We start from the raw sequence: 19,709 nt of genomic DNA, 5'->3' as shown, positions 1-19,709 counted from the left end.
ATTTCCAGCCATGGTCAGGTCAGGAGCTTCCGCAGTTTTTCCAGGCAGCGCGCGCGCGTGGGGCCGATGCTCGCTTCCGGCATTCCCAGGGTCTCAGCGATCTGCGCGTAACTCGGCTCGCTGGCATCGAAATAGAGAAGCCCGATGAGGCGCCGGCAGCGATCCGGCAGTTGATCCAGCGCCCGCTCCACCGAGTGCTCCCGCTCCACCTGCGCCAGGTGCCCCGAGATGTAGGGTATGTCTTCCTTGAGCGGCTCGGGCCCGTATCGCGTCTGAAGCACCGCATATGAGCGCCGGCGGGTGACGGTCATCAGCCAGGCCGGCAGGGCTTCAATACTTCGAAGGTCGGCAAGCTGTTGATACAATTCCAGCCAGACCTGCTGAAACACGTCAGATACGTCTTCGGGATTCGAGCAAAAAACATGCGCGATGGAATATACGAGCCGCTGGTATCGCACAACCAGATCTCTCCATGCGGCCTGGTCGCCCTTGAGGCACCGTTCGATCAGTTCGTTGTCGACTCGCGGTTGCACCGTGCTCACTTACTTACGGGACTCCTTCCCATTAACATCAGGACACAGCAAAGGGAAAAGATACTAGTGAAAATGTGGTAAACTGAGGAGTTTCTAGAGCGTATCCGGGAGGTACCAGTGCCGCGCACCAAAATGACTCGTCATCAGCTCAAGGAGCAGGACGAGATCACAACTTCGTTACAAACGTTTTCAGAGCTTCTGGTTGCAAGGAAAAAGGAAGCGATCACCGGCGTATCCGTTATTGCGGCGCTTGTCATCATCTACTTCGGATGGAGCTATTATTCCTCGAGCCGGAACGCCAGGGCCCAGACGGAATTGTCGCAGGCCATCAATACTTATGGTGATACGACCATCAAGTCCGACAAAGAGCGATATCAACGGACGATGGACCAGGCTCAGAAGGTTGCTGACAATTACGGTTCGCTGAACGCGGGCAAGATTGCGCTGTACTACGTCGCATTGAGCCAGGAAGGGCTGGGCGACACCCCGAAAGCGGTCCAGAATCTGCAGGACGTGGCGCAGCGCGGCGATGCCAGCATCAAGGGTGTCGCGCAATTTGCTTTAGGCGAAGTGTATAAGAAACACGGGGATACGCAGAAGGCGATCGACACGGACAAAGCCTTGTTCGACAGCGGCGGCTATTCCAGGTCGGCCGTGGCTTATGAGTTGGCGATGCTATATGAAGCCAACAATCAGGCCGATCAGGCGAAGCAGTTTTATCAGAAAGTCGTTACGGACTTTCCGGATTCCCCGTTCCGGCAAAATGCTGATGACGCTCTGAAACGGCTGGGCGTCGTGACACCGCCGCCGAAACCCTCGTAAGATAATTGAAAAGAGGGGGCATAACCATGAGCGAGTATTTTGTCGATCTCAAGGATTTAGCCCGGGACAAGGTTTCGTTTGCGGCGTCGTTCGAGCCGGGCATTGTCGATTTTGGCGGCGAGATGCGCCAGGCAGGTCCGCTCGATTGGTCGGCAACGGCGGAACGCGCGGGCGCCGAGATCCGGATCAACGGGAGCCTGAGCACGCTGCTCGAGTGCCTGTGTTCGAGGTGCCTGGAGGCGACTCGGGTCGAGATCCAGAAGCCATTCGACCTCTTCTTCCGCCAACGGGATGAGGAGCTGTTCGACGAAGACGAAGAGATCGAACTGGAGGAAGACGAAACGCGAACCGCGTTCTTCACGGGAACGAAGCTGGCCATTGCGGATGTTCTGCGGGAACAGGTGCTGTTGGCGCTTCCGATGAAAGTCCTTTGCAGGGTAGACTGCAAAGGTTTGTGTCCCGTGTGCGGGATCAATTCGAATACCGCCGCCTGCACTTGTCCGGGGGAGGATTTCAGTCCTCACATGGATGTGCTGGCGGAAATCAAAAAGCGGATGGAAAAACTGTAGGCGCGGGAGTAATCAGAATATGCCGAATCCAAAACGACGACATTCCAAAGCGCGGCGGGATCGCCGCCGGGCCCACGATCACCTGACAACGCGCTCGTTTTCCGAGTGCTCCAACTGCCACGAATTGCGCATGCCGCACCGCGCCTGCCCTCACTGCGGCTTTTACAAAGAACGGGAAGTTATCGAGACAGCCGAGGAATAGCGGGAGTTAAATCCTCATGGCTTTCAAGATCGCAGTCGATGCGATGGGCAGCGACGGCGGGCCGTCGGTCGAGATCGACGGCGCGGTCCAGGCTGCTGCGCAATACGGCACGCCCATCGTCCTGGTCGGGCAGGAGGAACGTGTGCGCGAACTCCTGCGCGAGCGCGATGCGGGCAATCTTCCGATCGAAGTTGTCCACGCCAGCGAAGTCATCACGATGGAGGACGCGGCCGCGACCGCCGCACGGCGGAAGAAGGATTCGTCCATTCACGTGGCGGCCCGGCTGATGCGTGATTCCGCAGTCTCCGGCTTTGTCAGCGCCGGAAACACCGGCGCCGTGATGGCGACGGTGAAGATGATCATGGGAACGCTCGCCGTGGTGGACCGGCCGGCCCTTTCCACGGTTCTTCCGACACAGAAAGGCAAGCCCGCGATCCTGCTCGACGTCGGCGCCAACGTGGATTGCAAACCGCATCACCTCGAGCAGTTCGCCATCATGGGCGACATTTACTCACGCGCGATTTTTGGAATTCGCCGGCCGCGCGTCGGGTTGTTGTCGATCGGAGAAGAGGATTCGAAAGGGAACGAACTGACCAAAGAGGCCTTCAAATCCCTGAAGCGCGCGCCGATCAATTTCATCGGTAACGTCGAAGGCCGCGATATCTTTACCGGCGATGTTGACGTGATCGTCTGCGACGGATTTACCGGCAACGTTGCGTTGAAATTGAGCGAAGGTCTGTACGAAGCATTCGCCTCCATGCTGAAGCAGGAACTCCAGAAGACGCTTTCGGCGAAAGTCGGCGCGATCTTCGCGCAGAACGCATTCCGGCAATTCAAGCACCGCCTCGATTATTCGGAATACGGAGGGGCGCCGCTGCTGGGCATCAAGGGAATCACGATCGTTTGCCACGGCCGTTCGAATGCCAACGCCATCAAGAATGCGATCCGCATTGCGGACGAATTCTGCCGGCACGGCGTGAATGACGTTATTGAGCGGGATTTACCGAACTCGGGACCCCAGAGATTGCAGGGCTGAATTGAAAATCGCATTTGTTTTTCCCGGGCAGGGCTCGCAGTATGCCGGAATGGGCCGCGAGATTTGTGAGAAATTTAGCGGCGCGCGCGCCGCATTCGATGAGGCCGATGCCGCGCTGGATTCTCCGATTTCGCAGCTCTGCTTCAGCGGGCCGGAAGAGGATCTGAAACTCACCGAGAATACGCAGCCCGCCATTCTGACGACCTCGATTGCGCTCTACCGGATTCTGGAACAGAAGGGTATCCGCCCCGATTTTGTCGCCGGTCACAGCCTTGGCGAATACTCGGCGCTGGTGGCGGCCGGCTCGCTGAAGTTGAGCGAAGCCGCATCCCTGGTCCGCCGCCGCGGCCGCTACATGCAGGAGGCCGTGCCGGTCGGCGTGGGTGCGATGGCGGCGTTGCTCGGTCTGGATCTTCCGGCGGTTCAAGCGGTGTGCGAAAAAGCCGCGCAGGGACAGGTCGTCTCGCCGGCCAATTTGAACTCACCCGGACAAATTGTGATTGCGGGAAATCGCGAAGCGGTCGAGCGCGCGCTTCCGATCGCAAAGGATGCGGGCGCGAAGCGCGCCATTCTCCTGCAGGTGAGTGCGCCGTTTCATTGCGCGTTGATGTTGCCGGCGGAGGAAAAGCTGTCCGTCGATCTCGCTGCCTGTTCATTCGGAGATCTGCGTTTTCCGCTGATCACGAATGTCGATGCCGAGCCGATACGCGGCGGTGCCGAAGCGCGCAGCGGCGTCAGGCGCCAGGTCTCGCGGCCGGTGCGCTGGCAGGAGAGCGTGCAGCGCCTGCTCGATGAAGGCGTACGCACGTTCGTCGAAGTAGGACCCGGAAAAGTGTTGTTGGGATTGATTCGATCCATCGATAAGTCGGTTACAATGCTGAACGCCGAGGATGAGAAATCGATGGAAAATGTTTTAAACGCACTCCTATAATTGCAGGTTTGCGAATCGATGATGGTTTAACAGGAGGGTTTGAGAATGGCTTCGTCAGTGGAAGATAAGGTCAAACAGATTATTGTGGAACAACTGGGCGTCGATGAATCCGAAGTGACGCCTACCGCCTCTTTTATCGACGATCTCGGCGCGGACTCTCTCGATACGGTGGAATTGGTGATGGCGCTGGAAGAGGGATTCGGCATGGAGATTCCGGACGAGGACGCCGAGAAGATCACGACAGTGAAGGACGCCATCAATTACATTGAAAGCCACCTTCCGAAGTCGTAGATATCAGGATTCCGAGGTTTAATTTTGCAGAAAAGAAGAGTTGTGGTCACCGGCGTTGGGTTGGTTACCGCGCTGGGGACCGGCACGGAAGACACATGGAAAGGCCTCTGCGAGGGACGCAGTGGGGTGACAGCGATTTCCCGTTTCGATACCACTCAGTTTTCCACCAGGATTGCCGCCGAGGTCAAGGGATTCGATCCGCTCAACTGGTTCGAGAAGAAAGACGTCAAGAAGATGGATTCCTTCATCCACTACGCCGTTGCCGCGGCGGAAGGCGCGATGAAAAATGCCGGATTGACGATCACTCCCGAATTGTCCGAACGTGCCGGCGTTTTCATCGGATCCGGAATCGGCGGGTTTACGATTATCGAGCGCGAGCACACCAATTTTCTCGAAGGCGGTCCGCGCAAAATTTCTCCGTTCTTTATTCCGTCGAGCATCATCAACCTCGCCGCCGGTCAGGTCTCCATACGTCTCGGCGCTCGCGGGCCGAACTCGGCCCCGTGCACGGCATGCTCGTCGGGCGCTCACGCGGTGGGTGACGCCTTTCGCGTCATTTCGCGCGGCGACGCGGATATCATGGTTGCGGGCGGTTCGGAAGCTGCCGTCACGCCGATGGGCGTCGGAGGGTTTGCCGCCATGCGCGCTCTTTCGACACGCAACGAAGAGCCCCAACGCGCTTCACGTCCCTTCGACAAGGACCGCGACGGATTTGTCGTCGGCGAGGGCGCGGGCGTGATTATTCTGGAAGAACTGGAGCTCGCCAAGAAGCGCGGAGCTCAGATCATCGCCGAGCTGGTCGGCTACGGCATGAGCGGCGACGCCTACCACATCACGCTGCCTCCGGACGATGGGAGAGGCGCGCATCGCGTCATGCTGAACGCCATCACCGACGCCGGCATCAAGCCCGAGCAGGTGGACTATATCAACGCCCACGGCACCTCGACGCCTCCCAACGACCGGATCGAGACCATGGCCATCAAACGGCTGTTCGGCGATTACGCATACAAAGTTGCAATCAGCTCCACAAAGTCGATGATCGGACATCTGCTTGGCGCCGCCGGGGCCGTGGAAGCCGGTATCACCTCGCTCGTTGTCGAGCGCGGTGTGGTTCCTCCGACGATCAACTACGACACCCCGGATCCGGATTGCGATCTGGATTACACTCCCAACAAAGCCCGCAAGCTCGAAGTCCGTTACGCGTTGTCGAATTCCTTCGGATTCGGGGGGACCAACGCATCTCTCCTGTTCAAAAGATACGAAGGTTAAGCCGCTCATGAGGCGGATGACGCAGATCTGCGTAATCCGCGTAATCTGCGGCTAATCTTGCTAATCTTTATATATGCCCGAACGCGATGTTCTGGAAGTCGACGTCGTCATCGTCGGCGGCGGACCCGCAGGATTGGCTGCTGCCTACCAACTCCGCAAACTGAATAAAGATCTCTCCATCGCCCTGCTCGAAAAGGGCAAAGAGATCGGCGCCCACATTATTTCCGGGGCCGTCATGGATCCGCGCGGCATCAATGAACTGATGCCGGACTGGAAGGAACGCGGCGCTCCGATCGAGAATTCCGTTGACGAGGATCATGTCCTCTTCCTGACCAGAAATCGTAAGTTCGCGCTGCCTCTCATTCCTGCCCCGCTCCAGAATCACGGCAATTACATTATTTCGCTGAACCGGTTCACCCGCTGGTTTGGAGAGCAGGTTGAAAAAAGCGGCGTCGATATTTTTGCGGGATTTTCGGGTGCGGATCTGCTCATCGAGAACGATGCCGTCGCCGGAGTCCGGACCGGCGACAAAGGCACGGACAAAAGCGGAAAGCCAAAAGCGAATTTCGAACCGGGGATCGATATCCGCGCCAAAATCACGATCCTGGCCGAGGGATCGCGGGGATCGCTGACCAAGCAGCTGATCCGGAGATTCAATCTGGACGAAGGCCGTAATCCACAGGTCTACACCGTCGGCGTCAAAGAAGTCTGGGATGTGCCGAAGGAGAGAAATACCGGCGGCCGCGTTATCCATACGATGGGCTGGCCGCTGCGGAACCAGGAGTTCGGCGGCGGATTCATTTACAACATGTCCGAGGGTAGAGTTTCCATCGGGCTGGTCGTGGGACTCGATTATCTCGACCCGCGGCTGGATCCGCATGAACGGTTCCAGGAATTCAAAACGCACCCTCACGTAAAGGCGATTCTTGACGGCGGCACGCTCCACTCCTATGGAGCCAAGACGATTCCGGAGGGCGGTTATTGGGCCCAGCCGCAGTACTACTTTAACGGCGGCATGATCATTGGAGATTCCGCCGGTTTCCTGAATGCCATGCGGCTCAAGGGCATCCATCTCGCTTTCAAGACCGGACAACTCGCGGCGGAAGCCGCCCACGAGGCTCTCCAGGCCAACGATTTTTCCCGGGACAAGCTGAAGCGATTTCACGAACTCGTGGAGGACAGCTGGGTGAAGAAAGAGCTGTGGAAGGTCCGGAACTTCCATCAGGCCTTCGAGCATGGGCTGATTGCGGGCCTGCTTCACACGGGATTACAGATGGCGACCGGCGGCCGCGGGCTGCACAATCGGTATCGCAACGTGCCGGGCTATGCCCGGATGGAGCATTTGAAGCAGTATTACGACGGCAATGTCCCGATGGATTCCGAACCCACTTATGACCGCAAACTCACCTTCGACAAGCTGACCGACGTCTACAATTCCGGCACTGCGCACAATGAAGATCAGCCGTGCCACCTGCACATTCTCCAGCCCGACATCTGCCATCCGCGATGTACGCAGGAATTCGGCAATCCGTGCCGGTCCTTCTGTCCAGCCGCCGTCTATGAGATGGTCGAGAATGGCAGCGGGCGCCATCTGCAGATCAATTTCTCCAACTGCGTTCACTGCAAGACCTGCGACATCATGGATCCCTATGAGGTGATCAACTGGGTCACGCCGGAAGGTGGCGACGGCCCGTCGTACGAGTTGCTGTAGAATTTCAGACCTATGAGTACTGAACCATACGTCAGGCAGGATCCGAATCCTGCTCCGCTTGTCTTTAAAATGCCTGAGGGCGCGATCGATTCGCATATGCACGTGATCGGCCCGTTCGACCGCTTTCCGCTGTCGCCGAAATCCAAATACCAGCCGTTTCCGGCGGCCTGGCAGGAACAAAAAGAGATTCTCATCCAAAAAATGGGATTCTGGGGTTTTGTGGTTGTTCAGGCCACCTGTCACGGCACGGACAACTCCGTGGTCGTCGATGCGCTGGAGCACATGGAGGGACGGGCTGCCGGCGTCGCGAGCGTCGATGAGAGCGTCACCATGGACGAGCTCCGCCGGCTGGACGCCGCCGGGGTTCGCGGAGTCCGCTTTGCCTTTCTTCCTCACATTGCCAGCGAAACGACGCCGGCGGACGTGATTCAGCGGATTGCGGCAAAGATCCAGCCTTTGGGCTGGCATGTGGATCTTTATTTCTTACCCGACGCATTTGAAGTCATGCGGCCTTTGATCCAGTCGCTGCCGACACCGGTTCTGATCGACCACATGGGCCGTCCGGATGTGAATGTACCCGTCGAAAAGAACGAGTATTTTCAGCGCCTGCTCGAGCTTGGAGCCTCCCGCCGGGACATCTTCTGGAAAATCACCTCGCCCGATCGCTATACGCGGTCGGCGCGGCCGGAGGATTGGAGCATCGTCTTGCCGTTTGCTCACGAATTGATCCGTCATTTCCCCGGGAATGTGATCAGTGGAACGGATCGGCCCCGGCCGAATATGAACACGGTCATTGTCACGGGCAGAGGAAACCCGCCGAACAAGATGCCGAACGACGGCGATATCGCAAATTTCTGGATCTGGCCCTCGGCGCACAAAGACCCGAAGGTTTTGAAGGAGATTCTGACGGTCAATCCGCGGAAGCTGTATCGCTTTCGAGACTTGTGATTGACTCCAAGGCGTCTCGCCCGATCAGTTCTGGACTTCGAATTTTAAAGTCGTGCCCCCGGCCTCGATGATGTCGCCATCGGCGAGCGGCTGTTTTTCCTGTAGTGCTTTCCCGTTCAACTTGACGTAACCGGCCACGATCGGCACCAGAAAGTAGCCATCCTGGTTCACGATCATCGCCGCGCTTTCCGGCGCCGATCCGAACAGGCCTTTGCCTTTAATCTTGATCTGAACGCGGTCGGATTTGCCCAGGTAAGTTGAACGCGTTTTAAGTTCGTAGTCGAGTTGATCGACCACTCCTTTTGTAACGCGAACCATCGCCGGCTTTTTCTGAGCGGCGGTAGTGGAAGCTGCCGCAAGCTCCTGCTGTCTCTCAGGAGCGATCATGATGGTGGCGTCCTGAGCTGCCTTTTTCGGGGGTATTGCGACGGTCGGGCTCTCCTCTTGTTTGTCATCGAGGAATTTCAGCGCGTGCTTTGCGATACCGATGACGTCATTGTTCTGGAGTCCGGACTTCACGATTTTCTTTGCGTTGACGAAAACGCCGTTTGTCGAATTGAGGTCCTCGACGAAGAAGGTATCGCCGACCAGTTTTATCCGGCAATGGTGGCTGCTTACTGCAGGATTGTCGATGACGACATCGTTGTCCGGCTTCCGGCCGACAGTGATTTCGTCCTTGGCGGGGATTTCCTTAAGAACTGCGCCTTCGAATTGGAGCAGGAACTTAGCCATTCCGAGGGACCTCCAGGGGTGAATGAATGCTCATGACGGCGCCTTCCAACCAAATGAGGTTTTCATAAATGACAGGATGGACTCGCTCAAACTTGCTTTTTCGATTTGAGCAACCGCAACCGTAATGTTGTCTCGTCCACCAGCGGCGTTCGCCGCTTCAATCAGATTCCTGGCGCAATCTTCAGGCCCTGATGTTTTCATCACAATTTCCAATATCTGATCGTCCGTCAGCTCTTTTTCGAGTCCGTCGGAGCAGAGCAGAAGGCAATCGCCAGGATAAAGCGGATATTCCTGCATGTCGATTTTGACTTCGGCGCTGGTCCCGAGAGAACGCGTCAGAATATTCTGTCCTCTTTTGACGGCCTCATCGTCTTTCGAGAGGAGGCCGTGTCGTACCTGTTCCATAACCAGCGAATGATCTTCCGTCAGTTGCTCGATCTCGCCGCGGCGAATCAGATAACAACGGCTGTCGCCGACATGCGCAAGACTGAGGCGGCCGCCGGTGATCAGAGCCGCTGTGCAGGTCGTACCCATGCCGTGGTCCTCCGGATAGCGCTTGGCCGCCTCGAAAATCATCTGGTTGGCGATTTTGAAACAGAATCCCAACCGATTGGTTTCCCCGGAAAGCCGCTCATCCGCAACCTCGCCTGCTGTTCCTTTGTGGACCAGCTGTTGAAGGTGGTCCGGGATCGTTTTTATAGCCAATCCGCTGGCGACTTCTCCTGCCTGATGGCCGCCCATTCCGTCAGCCACAATCAGCAGGTTAGCCTGCGGATCGATCCATACGGCGTCTTCATTGTTTGAGCGGGACTTTCCCGGATCGGTCAGCCCCGCAATCTTTATTGCCAGCCTGTTCACGATTTCTCATTCTGATCAATATGTATAGTCCTATCACCGGCCACATCTGGTCCGTCTGGTTTGAGCGGATTGCCCAGAACTGCGGTCTTGTCGGCCGCAGCCGTGGCAGCTGCAGCTGCCACGGCTGCGGCTGGTGCGGCGTTGACCACCGGAGCCGGCGTGCCTGATTTCAACCGTTCGATGACACGGCGCAGATCGGCGGCCAGGTCGGCGCCCCTCTGATACCGGGCATCCGGGTCTTTTTGCAGGCATTTATCAATGACAGCGATGACATCAGCGGGTAAATCCGGGCGGTAAGTGGCTGGTGGCGTCGGCGTATCATTCGCAATCTGGAACAGCAGAGTTCCGATGGCGTCGCCACCTTTGAAAGGTTTCTCGCCGGTGCTGAGTTCGTACAACATGACGCCGAGCGACCACAGATCCGACCGGCCGTCCACTTTCTTACCGGAAACCTGTTCCGGGCTCATGTACGAGGGCGTTCCCATAACCGTTCCGGTGGCGGTTTTCGAGGAAGCGGCCATTCGTGCGATTCCGAAATCGGTAGTACGCAGCGTTCCATCTTTTAACAGCATGATGTTCGCGGGCTTGATGTCGCGATGAATCACGCCGGCCTGATGCGCGTAGTCCAGACCGTCGGCGGTCTTGGCGCAGAAGTCGAGCACTGTTTCCAGCGGAAGCAACGAAGCTTTGTCGCAATAGCGTTTGAGATCGTGTCCCTCGAGCAACTCCATCGCGATGTAGGCGATTTCGTTCTCCTCGCCGGCATCGAAAATGCGGACGATATTGGGATGATTCAGGTTTCCGGCGGATTCAGCCTCGCGGAAGAACCGGCTCTTCAGTTCCTTCACCTGCTCGGCCGTTCCTTCCAGCTCCAGCATCATCGTTTTAATGGCCACCTGCCGGTTGATCTTGGGATCCCTTCCAAGATAAACAATTCCCATCGCTCCTCGGCCCAGTTCCTTTTCGACCTCGTACCGTCCGAGTGTCGGCTTCATGCCTCCGCTCTCGGTCATGATCGTCGAGTCTTTACCGCGGCCCACCGACGAGCCGAAAACAGCGCCATCGGCAGCTTTCTTCAAATTCTCCAGCCGTGTCGTGATGTCTTTGTAGCCTTTGAATTTTGTCGCGATGTAATCATAGACAGCGACAGCCTTGTTGTACTGTCGCTTCCTTTCGAAATCGAGGCTCAGGTTGTAAAGCAGATCGGCAACAGCTTCGTCCAGCGGGAGGGTTCTGAACTTCTCGAACGCGAGATCCAGCATGCCCTGGCCCTGAAAAGAAAGTCCGAGCATTTTGTTGGTTTCGATTTGTGAGGCTTCGACCAGTTCCTTGCGTTTCTCGGTTGTGAGGAAACGTTTGGAAACGATGACAGTGTATCCGGCCGCAAGCAGAATCGAAGGATATGTCACCTTGAGCCAATAATTCTGCGAAACAAACATCCATGTGCCGGTCACCAGCAGAGCCGCCAGAAACACCAGGGAGACGATTGCGCCCATAGCGGCTTTCATGCGTGGAAGGAGCAGGCTGACAAAAATTCCTACAAACAGAATCAAAAGCAGTTCCGCTGCCCGCGCCCAGGATGGACGAACCAGAAACTTCTTGGTGAGAAGGTCGTCGATAATATTCGCGGTCAACTCAACGCTGTTGAAATTCGTCCCGGTAGGCGTCACCCAGCGCGAATCCAGTCCGATAGCCGTCGAACCCAGCAGGACGATGCGATCCTTGAACTGGTCGGGATTCACTTTATCGTTGAGAACATCGAAGAACGAATAGTAGGGAAACGTCCTTTCCGGCCCACGGAAGGTGATGTTCATCAAGCCGGTTTCATCGAGGGGCGCTTCGATCCCTCCCAGGATGACTTTGTCATCCTGCGCGATTTTCAGGTCCTTCGAATCGAGGCCCAGGTAAACCCTCAGCAGTTCCAGCGCATATGCCGGATACATTGCATCGCCATAGGCGACGGACACGGGGACGCGGCGCACTGTTCCATCTCTGTCGGGCACGACGTTTATGTGGCCGATCCCAACCGCATCGGCCATAAACAGCGCCACAGGGTAACTCGCTTTTTCAGAGACTACATAGTTCGGGCTGCCGGACGGAAGAATTGTCATCGCCGAGCGGGCGATTTCCGGCGGCAAGGGATCCGGTTTGCCCCCAAGCCCGGCAGAGAGATCGAAAAACATCGGAAGGACGACCTTCTTACCCTTTAAAGACGCAGCCAGCTTCGCGTCCTCATCCAGGCTTTGCTTTGCCGTATCGATCGCCTCCAGAATGGCGGAAGGCGCACCCGGCGCCAGCGGCTTTTTGCTGGCCGGATCGTTCTCGATGACGACCTTCGACTCGGCAAGTTCTTTGTACCGTGTAGCCAGTTGATCCAGCGCTGCGATTCCCGGGTTATGGTCCGGCTCCGAAAACAGGATGTTCAATCCAATGACTTTGGGACCGTACGAACCCACTTTGTCCAGCATCGCTGCGATCCGCGACCGCGGCCACGGCCAACGGCCCAGTTGGGTCAGGCTGTTGTCGTCGATGGCGATGATTGCCACATCATTGGGTTGGCCGGATTCCTGCCGGAATTTCGCGCGCACGTCATAAAACTTCAACTCGACTGATTCGAGGAAAGTACTTCCGATCAGGTACGAGCCGGCGACGAAAAGGGTCAGGACAATTCCAAAAAATAGGTCCGAAGTGAAGAGTTTCTTCATAGCGCGGGGACAGGCTATGAAAACGTCGGGAAATAGTAAAGCAATTGTTGAAGGAAATTGTTTGGACGGGTCCGGCGGTAACGCTGGCCTGGGCAGCGGATCCGCCCTCGCCGGCCCAACGAAATGACAGCCAAAGTGGAATACCCATGACAGCCAGGCCATGCGTTATTAATGGGAATCCACTAATTCTCAGATGGCTTTTCAGCTTCATCGATAACCAGGACATCGACTGAGACTTTCTGAGCTTGCAAGCGAAGGCCAAGTTGGTCTTCGAGTGCGTCGGATAATGCATCGACACCGCTTGGCGGTCCGCCACCGCGAGGCTCTCCGGCAGGTCCCCGCTGTCCTCCACCGGTCGAGCGCAGAGTGAATTCGTAATCATAGATTCCTGCGAGGCCTGTTTTGTCGACAATGGGGCCATTGCGAATAAAGATCAATTGAGTCAGAAACTGTGCAAGTTGTTCCACCGTAGATCTTCCTTTGTATGTCGGCCGCCCAAGGCAACACACAAACGGTGAGTCTTCGTCCGCAATCTCTTTCAACTTCGGTCCACCCTTAGCGACAAGCAGCGCATATCCGGGGACCTCATGAGTATCTCGATGGAACTTCAGTTTGAAGCGATCCGCCAACATCGTCTGAAGCATCTGCCGCAATTGACCGGTTGTTGCCGTGGAAGAATCCTCGGCTTCTGCTTCGACCTGAAAGACTGCGGCAGGTTTTGAGGGTATCGTGGTGCGCCCAAAAAGACTGTTCATCCAGTCGGGCCCGCCCGCGACAAATTGCGGCACAGTGTTATACGCGAATGCAATCAAGCTCGGCAAAGTGACGTAATTGCCCAGACATCGGCCTCGTGGCGCGCTGATCGGATCTGCCAGCCCAAAAGGCGCCCGTCGGGTTCCGTCGGCGCCATGACAGGCAAAACCCACTTTCTCTCCTTGCCCGGGAGGATTGGAGGGCATTGGTTTTATCGAGACGGCGGCAAAATACAGCAGCGGCGGCGGCACAGCGTTTGGCGCCTCGGAAGGCGGGGTTGTGTTCTGTTGTAACAAGGCCAGATGCGCGCTGGCGTTTTGGCTCCATGATATTTCCTCCGAGACCGGCACGCTCGGCATCGACGAACTTGTCGCTACCTGCTCACCGGAATGAAGTGTTTTCTCCTTGGCGCCTTGCAGTATCTGAACCTCGCCCTGAATGACCGCGACGCGCGAGCCTTGCTCTTCAGCATTTACCAGAAAGACGGTGCCGACAACCGAGACGGTGACATCTTTGGTCCGCACATACAAATGTCCGTTGTGCTGTCTGGCGGCGGTAACGATGATGCTGCCGGCATTCAACTGGATCAGCCTGCCTTCAGCGGCAGTCCGGAGCGCCATCTCCGAATTTGAGCGCATTTCGATGCGTGAGCCGTCTGCGAGCGCCAATGTGGCGCGGACTGCAGAACGAACCGTTTCACCGTCCTGGATCTTTTCTCCGGTTTCGAGAACCACGGCTTGTGTGCCGGTCACCGCCCTCTCGAAAACGCCAAGTGAAGCAACAATAAGCAATAAGGCTGCGGCTGCAATGGCAAGGAAGGCATATCGGCGTCTCCGCTTCGCACTCTCGATACGCGCCATCACTTTTCCGGCGAGATCTGCCGGTGGTGCCGGCTCGCGGAGGGCGTCACGAAGGTTGTTTTCGAGTGGGTCCATAGATCTCTTCTCCAAGGGCGCGCGGCGCTTTTTCGCGAAGGATGGCAAGCGCGCGCTGCAAATGACTCCGAACCGTCGGTGCGGGCATATCGAGCAACTCGCCGATTTCGTCCGAATCCATATCTTCGGCGTATCGGAGGATCAAAATCATCCGTTGTTTCTCCGGGAGTGAGGCGACAAGGCGGCGCAGGCGCTCCGCAAGCAACGGATCGGATTCGGGTATCTGGTCCGGAACGTCCGGCAGTTCATCCAACGGCAATTCCTTCCGTGCCCTGCCGCTGCGTACGAGGTCGATACACCGATGGGTCGCCGCCCGCCTCAACCATGCTTTCAAGTGTTCGGGAGACTGAATGTTTTTCAGATTCTCGAAACACTGAAGGAACACATCCTGGACGATCTCTTCGGCAATCCGGGCGTTCAGGAAGAAATTGAAGGCAATCCGGTAGAGCATCGCTTTATGCTCACGCACCAACGATTCGAAATCGCCGTCCTTGATGGCCATCTTTCCCTTAATACGGAACGTTGATGCATTCTGATGCAAAATCTCCAGCCGGCCGGTTTACCGGCCTTTTTTATTCCCCTGGTGCCGTCACTGCCCGGGTTGCCGTTACGAAGTGAGAATCGCTTATGATTGCAGGCGATGAATCGCGACTCCCAAAGACGCTATAGCCTGGATGAGTATTTTTCCGTCGAAGAAAGCTCTCCTATCAGGAACGAATACTACGATGGGCAGATATTCGCAATGGCCGGAGCCTCCCTGCGGCACAACGGCATTGCCGCCAATGTCCTTAGTTTCGTGCGTCCCGCTATTCTAGGGCAGGGTTGTCAGACCTTCGGAAGCGGCCTTCGCGTGCAGACGCCCGGCGGTTTGTATACCTATCCGGACCTCAGTGTTGTGTGCGGGGAACCGTTGATTATCGCGGGCCGGCCAGATACGTTAACCAATCCGATTTTGCTCGCCGAAGTCTTGTCCGACGCCACGCGCGAATACGACCGGAATCAAAAGTTCACGCTTTACAGAGAAATTCCCACGCTTCGCGAATACATTCTCGTCGAACAGGACGCCCCGCTCGTGGAGGTTTTCAGGCGTTCCGGCAAGAACTGGCAGCCGCAGATCTATGATGATCTGGACGCAGCTGCCCCATTGGAATCCATCCGCCTCACGATCCCATTACGGGACGTCTACCAAGCAGTGTTCGGTTAGCGTTGAAGAACGGAGAGGGCGGGATTCGAACCCACGGTGGAACAACGCAGAAGCCTGCGTTTGAAGTCGCGTCGATAGAGCAATACAGGATTGACGCATCTCGAGCGCTTCGGCCGGATCGTGGCATCCAGCCTATGACCGCGCCTGCAGTCAGCAATTCGCGGTCATGCATTTCATCGCGAAGGCGCGGCCTTCTCCGGTGAAGGCGTAGAGCCGGCCATCTTGAACGCGGAAGCTCAGCGGCGGCCAGAGACTCGCGCCTGGTGCGGGGGCCGATTTCGCGCCAGCCGGCGCCTGCTTCGGCGCCGGTAACTCTGCGCCATCCGCCGGATGAATCGCTTCATAAGAGTTGCGTAAGGATAGCGGGCTTTTAGCCCGCGTTCAAATTCAAACAAGAATTGTTTTGGTGGTTGAACGCGGGCTAAAAGCCCGCGCCGCCCCCATTCCCCGCCTTTCCAAGGCGGGGTGGCGCGAAGCGCCGGGGCGGTTAGTTACGAACCGCCCCGTCTGCGCCGCTAAGGAACGGGACCATTTTATTAATGGCGCAGCCACCCCGCCTTGGAAAGGCGGGGAATATTCGTCGCGCCCGGCAGCGCGAAGCGGGCAGGCTTTCGCGATCGCCGCAGGCATCCCTATCGCCGGAATCGCGCCAAAGAGAAGCCAGCTACGGACCGCGCGGACGACCATTCGCGTCATCCGCGCATGGAACCCGACATAAACGTGTTCTCCTTTCTTTGAACCTCTACACTTTTCTGAACAGGTAACCGAACGCGCCTAGAACCGCGCACAGTCCGCCCTTCAGCCAGGCCTGCCACATCTCCAGCCGTGAGACCCGCTCCGACACTTTGTTGATGCCGATGAGCTGGCCTTCGATGCGGCCAAGCCTGCTGAGGACCTCCATGAGTTGCTCTGCTATGTCCATGGTTTCTCCTTTCTCAGGTTGTCTTTCGGATCCGGTGAAGCCGGACCGACAAGATCGCCTACGATTCGAAGCAATCGCTGGACGGCGTCTTCAAGGCCCTCCATCAGGTCGAGCAGCGCCTTGGAGACATCGGCCAATTCCGACACTTGTGTCACTGTCATCGCTATCGTCATGTTGCGTACTCCTTTCATGCGGTCTGATAAGGCAGGCAGGGGCCCAAACCGGCGCGCAATAACCGAACGTGATTTATCAGCGAGTTAGAAGAGCAAGGCGGGATGAAGAGCCGCGGTTCGTCTACTCTGCGTAGACTTCAGTAGACTGGAGTAGATTTCAGTAGATCGGAGTAGACTCTATCCCTCGGCGAGGAGCCGGTAGGCCCAGGCGCGGCTGATGTGGAAATGCGCGGCGGCTTGTTCCACCGTGGCGTTGTTGGCTTCGATGTACGCGAGCAAATCCGCCTTGAGAACCTTCTTCGCCGCTGCGCGGCCTTTGAATTTGAATACCGCGGGGGCGTCGGCCCTGACGGAGGCTGTTCCGGAAATGAGATATGGAGGAAGATCCGCCGGCTGGATCGTATCCTCTTTTCCGCGGACGATCGCATGCTGGATGACATTTTCCAGTTCCCGGACGTTTCCCGGCCATTTGTGCGTCTGGAGCACTTCCATGGCTTGCGGCGAGATATCCGCGACTTCACGCCAATGCGAATACTTCGTGAGAAAATGCCCCGAAAGCAGAGCGATGTCTTCGGCCCGCTCGCGCAGCGGTGGCACTTCGATCGACAGCACGTTCAGGCGGTAGAAGAGATCCTCCCGGAACCTTTTTTCCTGAACGGCTTGCTTGAGATTCACATGGGTCGCAGCGATCACGCGCACGTCGATCTCGGTTTCCTTGTCCTCACCGATTGCCGAGAAGCGGCCCTCTTGGAGGACTCGCAGCAGGCGCGTTTGCGCGCCGGAGCTCATGTCGCCGATCTCGTCGAGGAATATGGTCCCTTCATGAGCCATTCTGAACTTTCCTTTTCGCGCCATTGCCGCTCCGGTGAAGGAACCCTTGGCATGGCCGAAAAGCTCGCTTTCCAGCAGCGACTCCGGAATAGCTGCGCAGTTGATGGCTATAAAAGGATGGCCCTTCCGTGGACTGGCGTCGTGGATGCTGTGGGCAATGATTTCCTTTCCCGTTCCGGTCTCGCCCTGGATCAGAACCGGGGCGTCGACGGCAGCGACCTCCTTGATGTTCTTGCGGACGCCCAGCATTGACGGGCTGCGGCCGACCAGGTCGGGGATCGGTTCTTCTTTTTCCTGGAGAAGGTCGCGGGCATCGCGAATCGACTCGATTTTATCGGCCAGCCTGATCGAGGTGATGAGGAATGCCGCCACGCCCTTAAGCACACGCAGGTCTTCCGGCTCGAAGCCATTGCGGGTGGACGCTCCTTCCAGATAGATCACGCCGCGGACGGCGCCGGCCACGAGCAATGGAGCACAGATCACGGGCTTGATATCGTTGCTGATGACAGCGCATTTTTCGGCATAAACCTGATGCAGAATTTTGCTGCTGAGCTTGAACTCGACCTCGCCGTCGAAACCGCGCTCACGGAAAATGCGCGAAGCCCAGTCTGCCGGATCCGGACTGACCCGCCTGCCATTGACCACGATGGCGCCCCGTAATGCAGGAATAATCTCGAACGTACGATCGAGCAGCTGCACCTGAAGTTGCGCCGGGTCCTCGATCTCATTCAGCAACCCGGCCATGTACATCAGGACCTCGGATTGTCCTCTGTAATGAATCGCCGCCTCGTCGCGGACCGTGTAGTCGGCACGCAGCGTCTCGAGCTGGCGGTTGCGGTCGGCTTCGTCATCGATAAGGACAGGAATCGCCTTCGGGTCTCTTTCGGATTCGAGATAGAGGAAGGTCGTGCTTCCGCATTTGATGCGGTCGCCGTCTTCGAGATCCCGCTCACTCCGCGCGGTCCCGTTGATCCACGTGCCATTCCGCGTATTGCCGTCGCGGAGGTAGGGTCTACCGTCGTTCAGGAATGTTTTGAAGTGATATCCCGAGACCAGTTCGTCGTCCAGAACCAACGAGTTATCGGCCTCGCGGCCGACACTGAAGGGAATTTCAGTAAGCGGGATCACCAGCCCTTTGTGCGGGCCGGAAAGCGCGATAAGCCGGGGTTTCATTGGCCGGGCATCCTAACACAAAAAAGGGGGCGCACCCCCGGGATTGCGGAGTGCGCCCCTTCGACGGTTATGTGACCATACACGTCGTCCAGTCGGTCCAGTCCGTGAAACCGAGCTTGCCTTGCGCGCGAACTTGAAACGCGTAGACAGTGCCCGGCATCAGGCCCTGGAATCCAATGGGCGGTCTGGTCTTGGCGACTACCTTGCTCGTCACCGAGGCCGGCGGCCCGCCGTTGACCTGGACACCGTAATGGATTTCATAGCTCAGAGCCTTCGAAATAGACTGGATCTGAATTACGAGTTCTCCACTGATGGCGCCCTGGTAGACGCTTTGGATGACCGGTAACGGCAACGGCGCCGCTGGAACTTTGGTCGTCGAAGCCGGCGTAAATCCGCTGGACGTGAACTTCGCCATGTCTCCATCGCAATTGACTTCAACATAACGGCCCAACAGCCTCAGCATTTTTACGACGGTTTCCCGTTGCTTGTTTTTCTGAGCGAGCGCCTTCTTGCCGCCATCGAGAGCCTCCGCAATGAGTGCCGAGAGACTGCTGATAGCCGCCGTCAGCGCCGCCAGATCGACCGGCAAACTCGTAAAATTCGAATTCCCGGTCAGACCGGTCACAACTGCTGTCCCACGCTGAACAATATCCGCGTCGGACATTTTGTTGTAACTTTCAAGTGGCCGGATCGTGACCACTTTCGCCTTACTTACTGACATACGTACCTCCTTTCTTAGATTCGTTAACGGTTTTGGGGAGAGCCCCTTCCAGCACTTCGCTGGAAAGATTTCTACACCCGCCTTTCGAACGCGCTTATAAGTGCAATCGCGCTGCCGCGGGCGGCGGCCGAATACCAAACACGATTTATCAACGAGTTAGGCCTTTCGGAGCAGCGTTGCGCCTGGGTTCCGTCTACTCTGCGTAGACTTCAGTAGATTGGAGTAGATTTCAGTAGACGGAGTAGACGAAACGGAAACGGAGGGCTCTATCCAGGAGATCGGCTCCGCACATCAGCATTTGCCAACTGCTGGCGGGAAATTACCGTCAGCTGATGTGCGGAGGCGTTCCCACATCAGCTGAAGCCAATTTCTCATCAGCAGTTGACAACT

Annotated in this window: 20 protein-coding genes; 10 read left to right on the top strand and 10 right to left on the bottom strand. The window is 57.1% G+C overall.

Annotated elements, in window-relative coordinates; all coding sequences use genetic code 11:
- Nucleotides 1–14 precede the first annotated feature (14 nt).
- On the bottom strand, nt 15–542 hold the full coding sequence (locus VGK48_20935) for a sigma-70 family RNA polymerase sigma factor (protein HEY2383649.1): 528 nt from the start codon (nt 540–542) through the stop codon (nt 15–17).
- A 108-nt stretch (nt 543–650) separates the two neighbouring features.
- On the opposite strand from VGK48_20935, the gene VGK48_20930 reads away from it, so the two are divergent.
- The 9 genes from VGK48_20930 (at nt 651) to VGK48_20890 (ending at nt 8,312) form a co-directional block, all read left to right on the top strand.
- Nucleotides 651–1,355, top strand: coding sequence for a tetratricopeptide repeat protein (locus VGK48_20930; protein HEY2383648.1), 705 nt, complete (start codon nt 651–653; stop codon nt 1,353–1,355).
- A gap of 26 nt (nt 1,356–1,381) precedes the next feature.
- A complete protein-coding gene (locus VGK48_20925; protein ID HEY2383647.1) occupies nt 1,382–1,924 on the top strand; it encodes a DUF177 domain-containing protein in 543 nt (180 codons plus the stop codon).
- A 19-nt stretch (nt 1,925–1,943) separates the two neighbouring features.
- Complete coding sequence (gene rpmF, locus VGK48_20920) at nt 1,944–2,126, top strand: 50S ribosomal protein L32 (protein ID HEY2383646.1); 183 nt, start codon at nt 1,944–1,946, stop codon at nt 2,124–2,126.
- A gap of 16 nt (nt 2,127–2,142) precedes the next feature.
- Nucleotides 2,143–3,162, top strand: a complete 1,020-nt coding sequence (gene plsX / locus VGK48_20915) for a phosphate acyltransferase PlsX (protein HEY2383645.1) — start codon at nt 2,143–2,145, stop codon at nt 3,160–3,162.
- A 1-nt stretch (nt 3,163) separates the two neighbouring features.
- Entirely contained in the window at nt 3,164–4,093 is a 930-nt protein-coding gene (fabD, locus tag VGK48_20910; protein HEY2383644.1) for an ACP S-malonyltransferase, read from the top strand.
- 45 nt (nt 4,094–4,138) lie between these two features.
- Nucleotides 4,139–4,384 (top strand): acyl carrier protein, encoded by a 246-nt coding sequence (gene acpP / locus VGK48_20905; protein ID HEY2383643.1) that lies wholly within the window; start codon nt 4,139–4,141, stop codon nt 4,382–4,384.
- A gap of 24 nt (nt 4,385–4,408) precedes the next feature.
- Nucleotides 4,409–5,653: a beta-ketoacyl-ACP synthase II gene (fabF, locus tag VGK48_20900; protein ID HEY2383642.1), complete on the top strand. Its 1,245-nt coding sequence runs from the start codon at nt 4,409–4,411 to the stop codon at nt 5,651–5,653.
- Nucleotides 5,654–5,726: 73 nt separating this feature from the next.
- Entirely contained in the window at nt 5,727–7,364 is a 1,638-nt protein-coding gene (locus tag VGK48_20895; GenBank protein HEY2383641.1) for an electron transfer flavoprotein-ubiquinone oxidoreductase, read from the top strand.
- A gap of 12 nt (nt 7,365–7,376) precedes the next feature.
- The gene (locus tag VGK48_20890) at nt 7,377–8,312 is read left to right on the top strand and encodes an amidohydrolase family protein (protein ID HEY2383640.1); all 936 of its coding nucleotides are present in this window, start codon (nt 7,377–7,379) and stop codon (nt 8,310–8,312) included.
- 24 nt (nt 8,313–8,336) lie between these two features.
- Here the strand turns inward: VGK48_20890 and VGK48_20885 are convergent, their stop codons facing one another.
- The 5 genes from VGK48_20885 to VGK48_20865 all read right to left on the bottom strand — a co-directional run bounded on the left by VGK48_20885 (nt 8,337) and on the right by VGK48_20865 (nt 14,797).
- Nucleotides 8,337–9,044, bottom strand: coding sequence for an FHA domain-containing protein (locus tag VGK48_20885; protein ID HEY2383639.1), 708 nt, complete (start codon nt 9,042–9,044; stop codon nt 8,337–8,339).
- A 30-nt stretch (nt 9,045–9,074) separates the two neighbouring features.
- A complete protein-coding gene (locus tag VGK48_20880) occupies nt 9,075–9,902 on the bottom strand; it encodes a Stp1/IreP family PP2C-type Ser/Thr phosphatase (protein ID HEY2383638.1) in 828 nt (275 codons plus the stop codon).
- Entirely contained in the window at nt 9,899–12,607 is a 2,709-nt protein-coding gene (locus VGK48_20875) for a serine/threonine-protein kinase (protein ID HEY2383637.1), read from the bottom strand. The genes VGK48_20880 and VGK48_20875 overlap by 4 nt, the downstream gene beginning before the upstream one ends.
- A gap of 182 nt (nt 12,608–12,789) precedes the next feature.
- Nucleotides 12,790–14,295, bottom strand: coding sequence for a TIGR03435 family protein (locus VGK48_20870; protein HEY2383636.1), 1,506 nt, complete (start codon nt 14,293–14,295; stop codon nt 12,790–12,792).
- Entirely contained in the window at nt 14,267–14,797 is a 531-nt protein-coding gene (locus VGK48_20865) for an RNA polymerase sigma factor (protein HEY2383635.1), read from the bottom strand. Before VGK48_20865 ends, VGK48_20870 begins: the two co-directional genes overlap by 29 nt.
- Nucleotides 14,798–14,935: 138 nt before the next feature.
- Here VGK48_20865 and VGK48_20860 point away from each other — a divergent pair, with 138 nt between their 5' ends.
- A complete protein-coding gene (locus VGK48_20860; protein HEY2383634.1) occupies nt 14,936–15,499 on the top strand; it encodes a Uma2 family endonuclease in 564 nt (187 codons plus the stop codon).
- 742 nt (nt 15,500–16,241) lie between these two features.
- Here the strand turns inward: VGK48_20860 and VGK48_20855 are convergent.
- The 4 genes from VGK48_20855 to VGK48_20840 form a co-directional block, all read right to left on the bottom strand.
- Nucleotides 16,242–16,421, bottom strand: a complete 180-nt coding sequence (locus tag VGK48_20855; protein HEY2383633.1) for a hypothetical protein — start codon at nt 16,419–16,421, stop codon at nt 16,242–16,244.
- Nucleotides 16,412–16,594, bottom strand: coding sequence for a hypothetical protein (locus VGK48_20850; GenBank protein ID HEY2383632.1), 183 nt, complete (start codon nt 16,592–16,594; stop codon nt 16,412–16,414). Before VGK48_20850 ends, VGK48_20855 begins: the two co-directional genes overlap by 10 nt.
- Before the next feature lie 177 nt (nt 16,595–16,771).
- Nucleotides 16,772–18,598, bottom strand: coding sequence for a sigma 54-interacting transcriptional regulator (locus tag VGK48_20845; protein HEY2383631.1), 1,827 nt, complete (start codon nt 18,596–18,598; stop codon nt 16,772–16,774).
- A gap of 67 nt (nt 18,599–18,665) precedes the next feature.
- The gene (locus tag VGK48_20840) at nt 18,666–19,319 is read right to left on the bottom strand and encodes a fibronectin type III domain-containing protein (GenBank protein HEY2383630.1); all 654 of its coding nucleotides are present in this window, start codon (nt 19,317–19,319) and stop codon (nt 18,666–18,668) included.
- Nucleotides 19,320–19,709 lie beyond the last annotated feature (390 nt).

This window comes from Terriglobia bacterium, from assembly GCA_036496425.1.
Lineage (GTDB): Bacteria > Acidobacteriota > Terriglobia > 20CM-2-55-15 > 20CM-2-55-15 > 20CM-2-55-15.
Note: the sequence above shows the minus strand (reverse complement) of the source record. Positions and strands in the feature narration are given on the sequence as shown.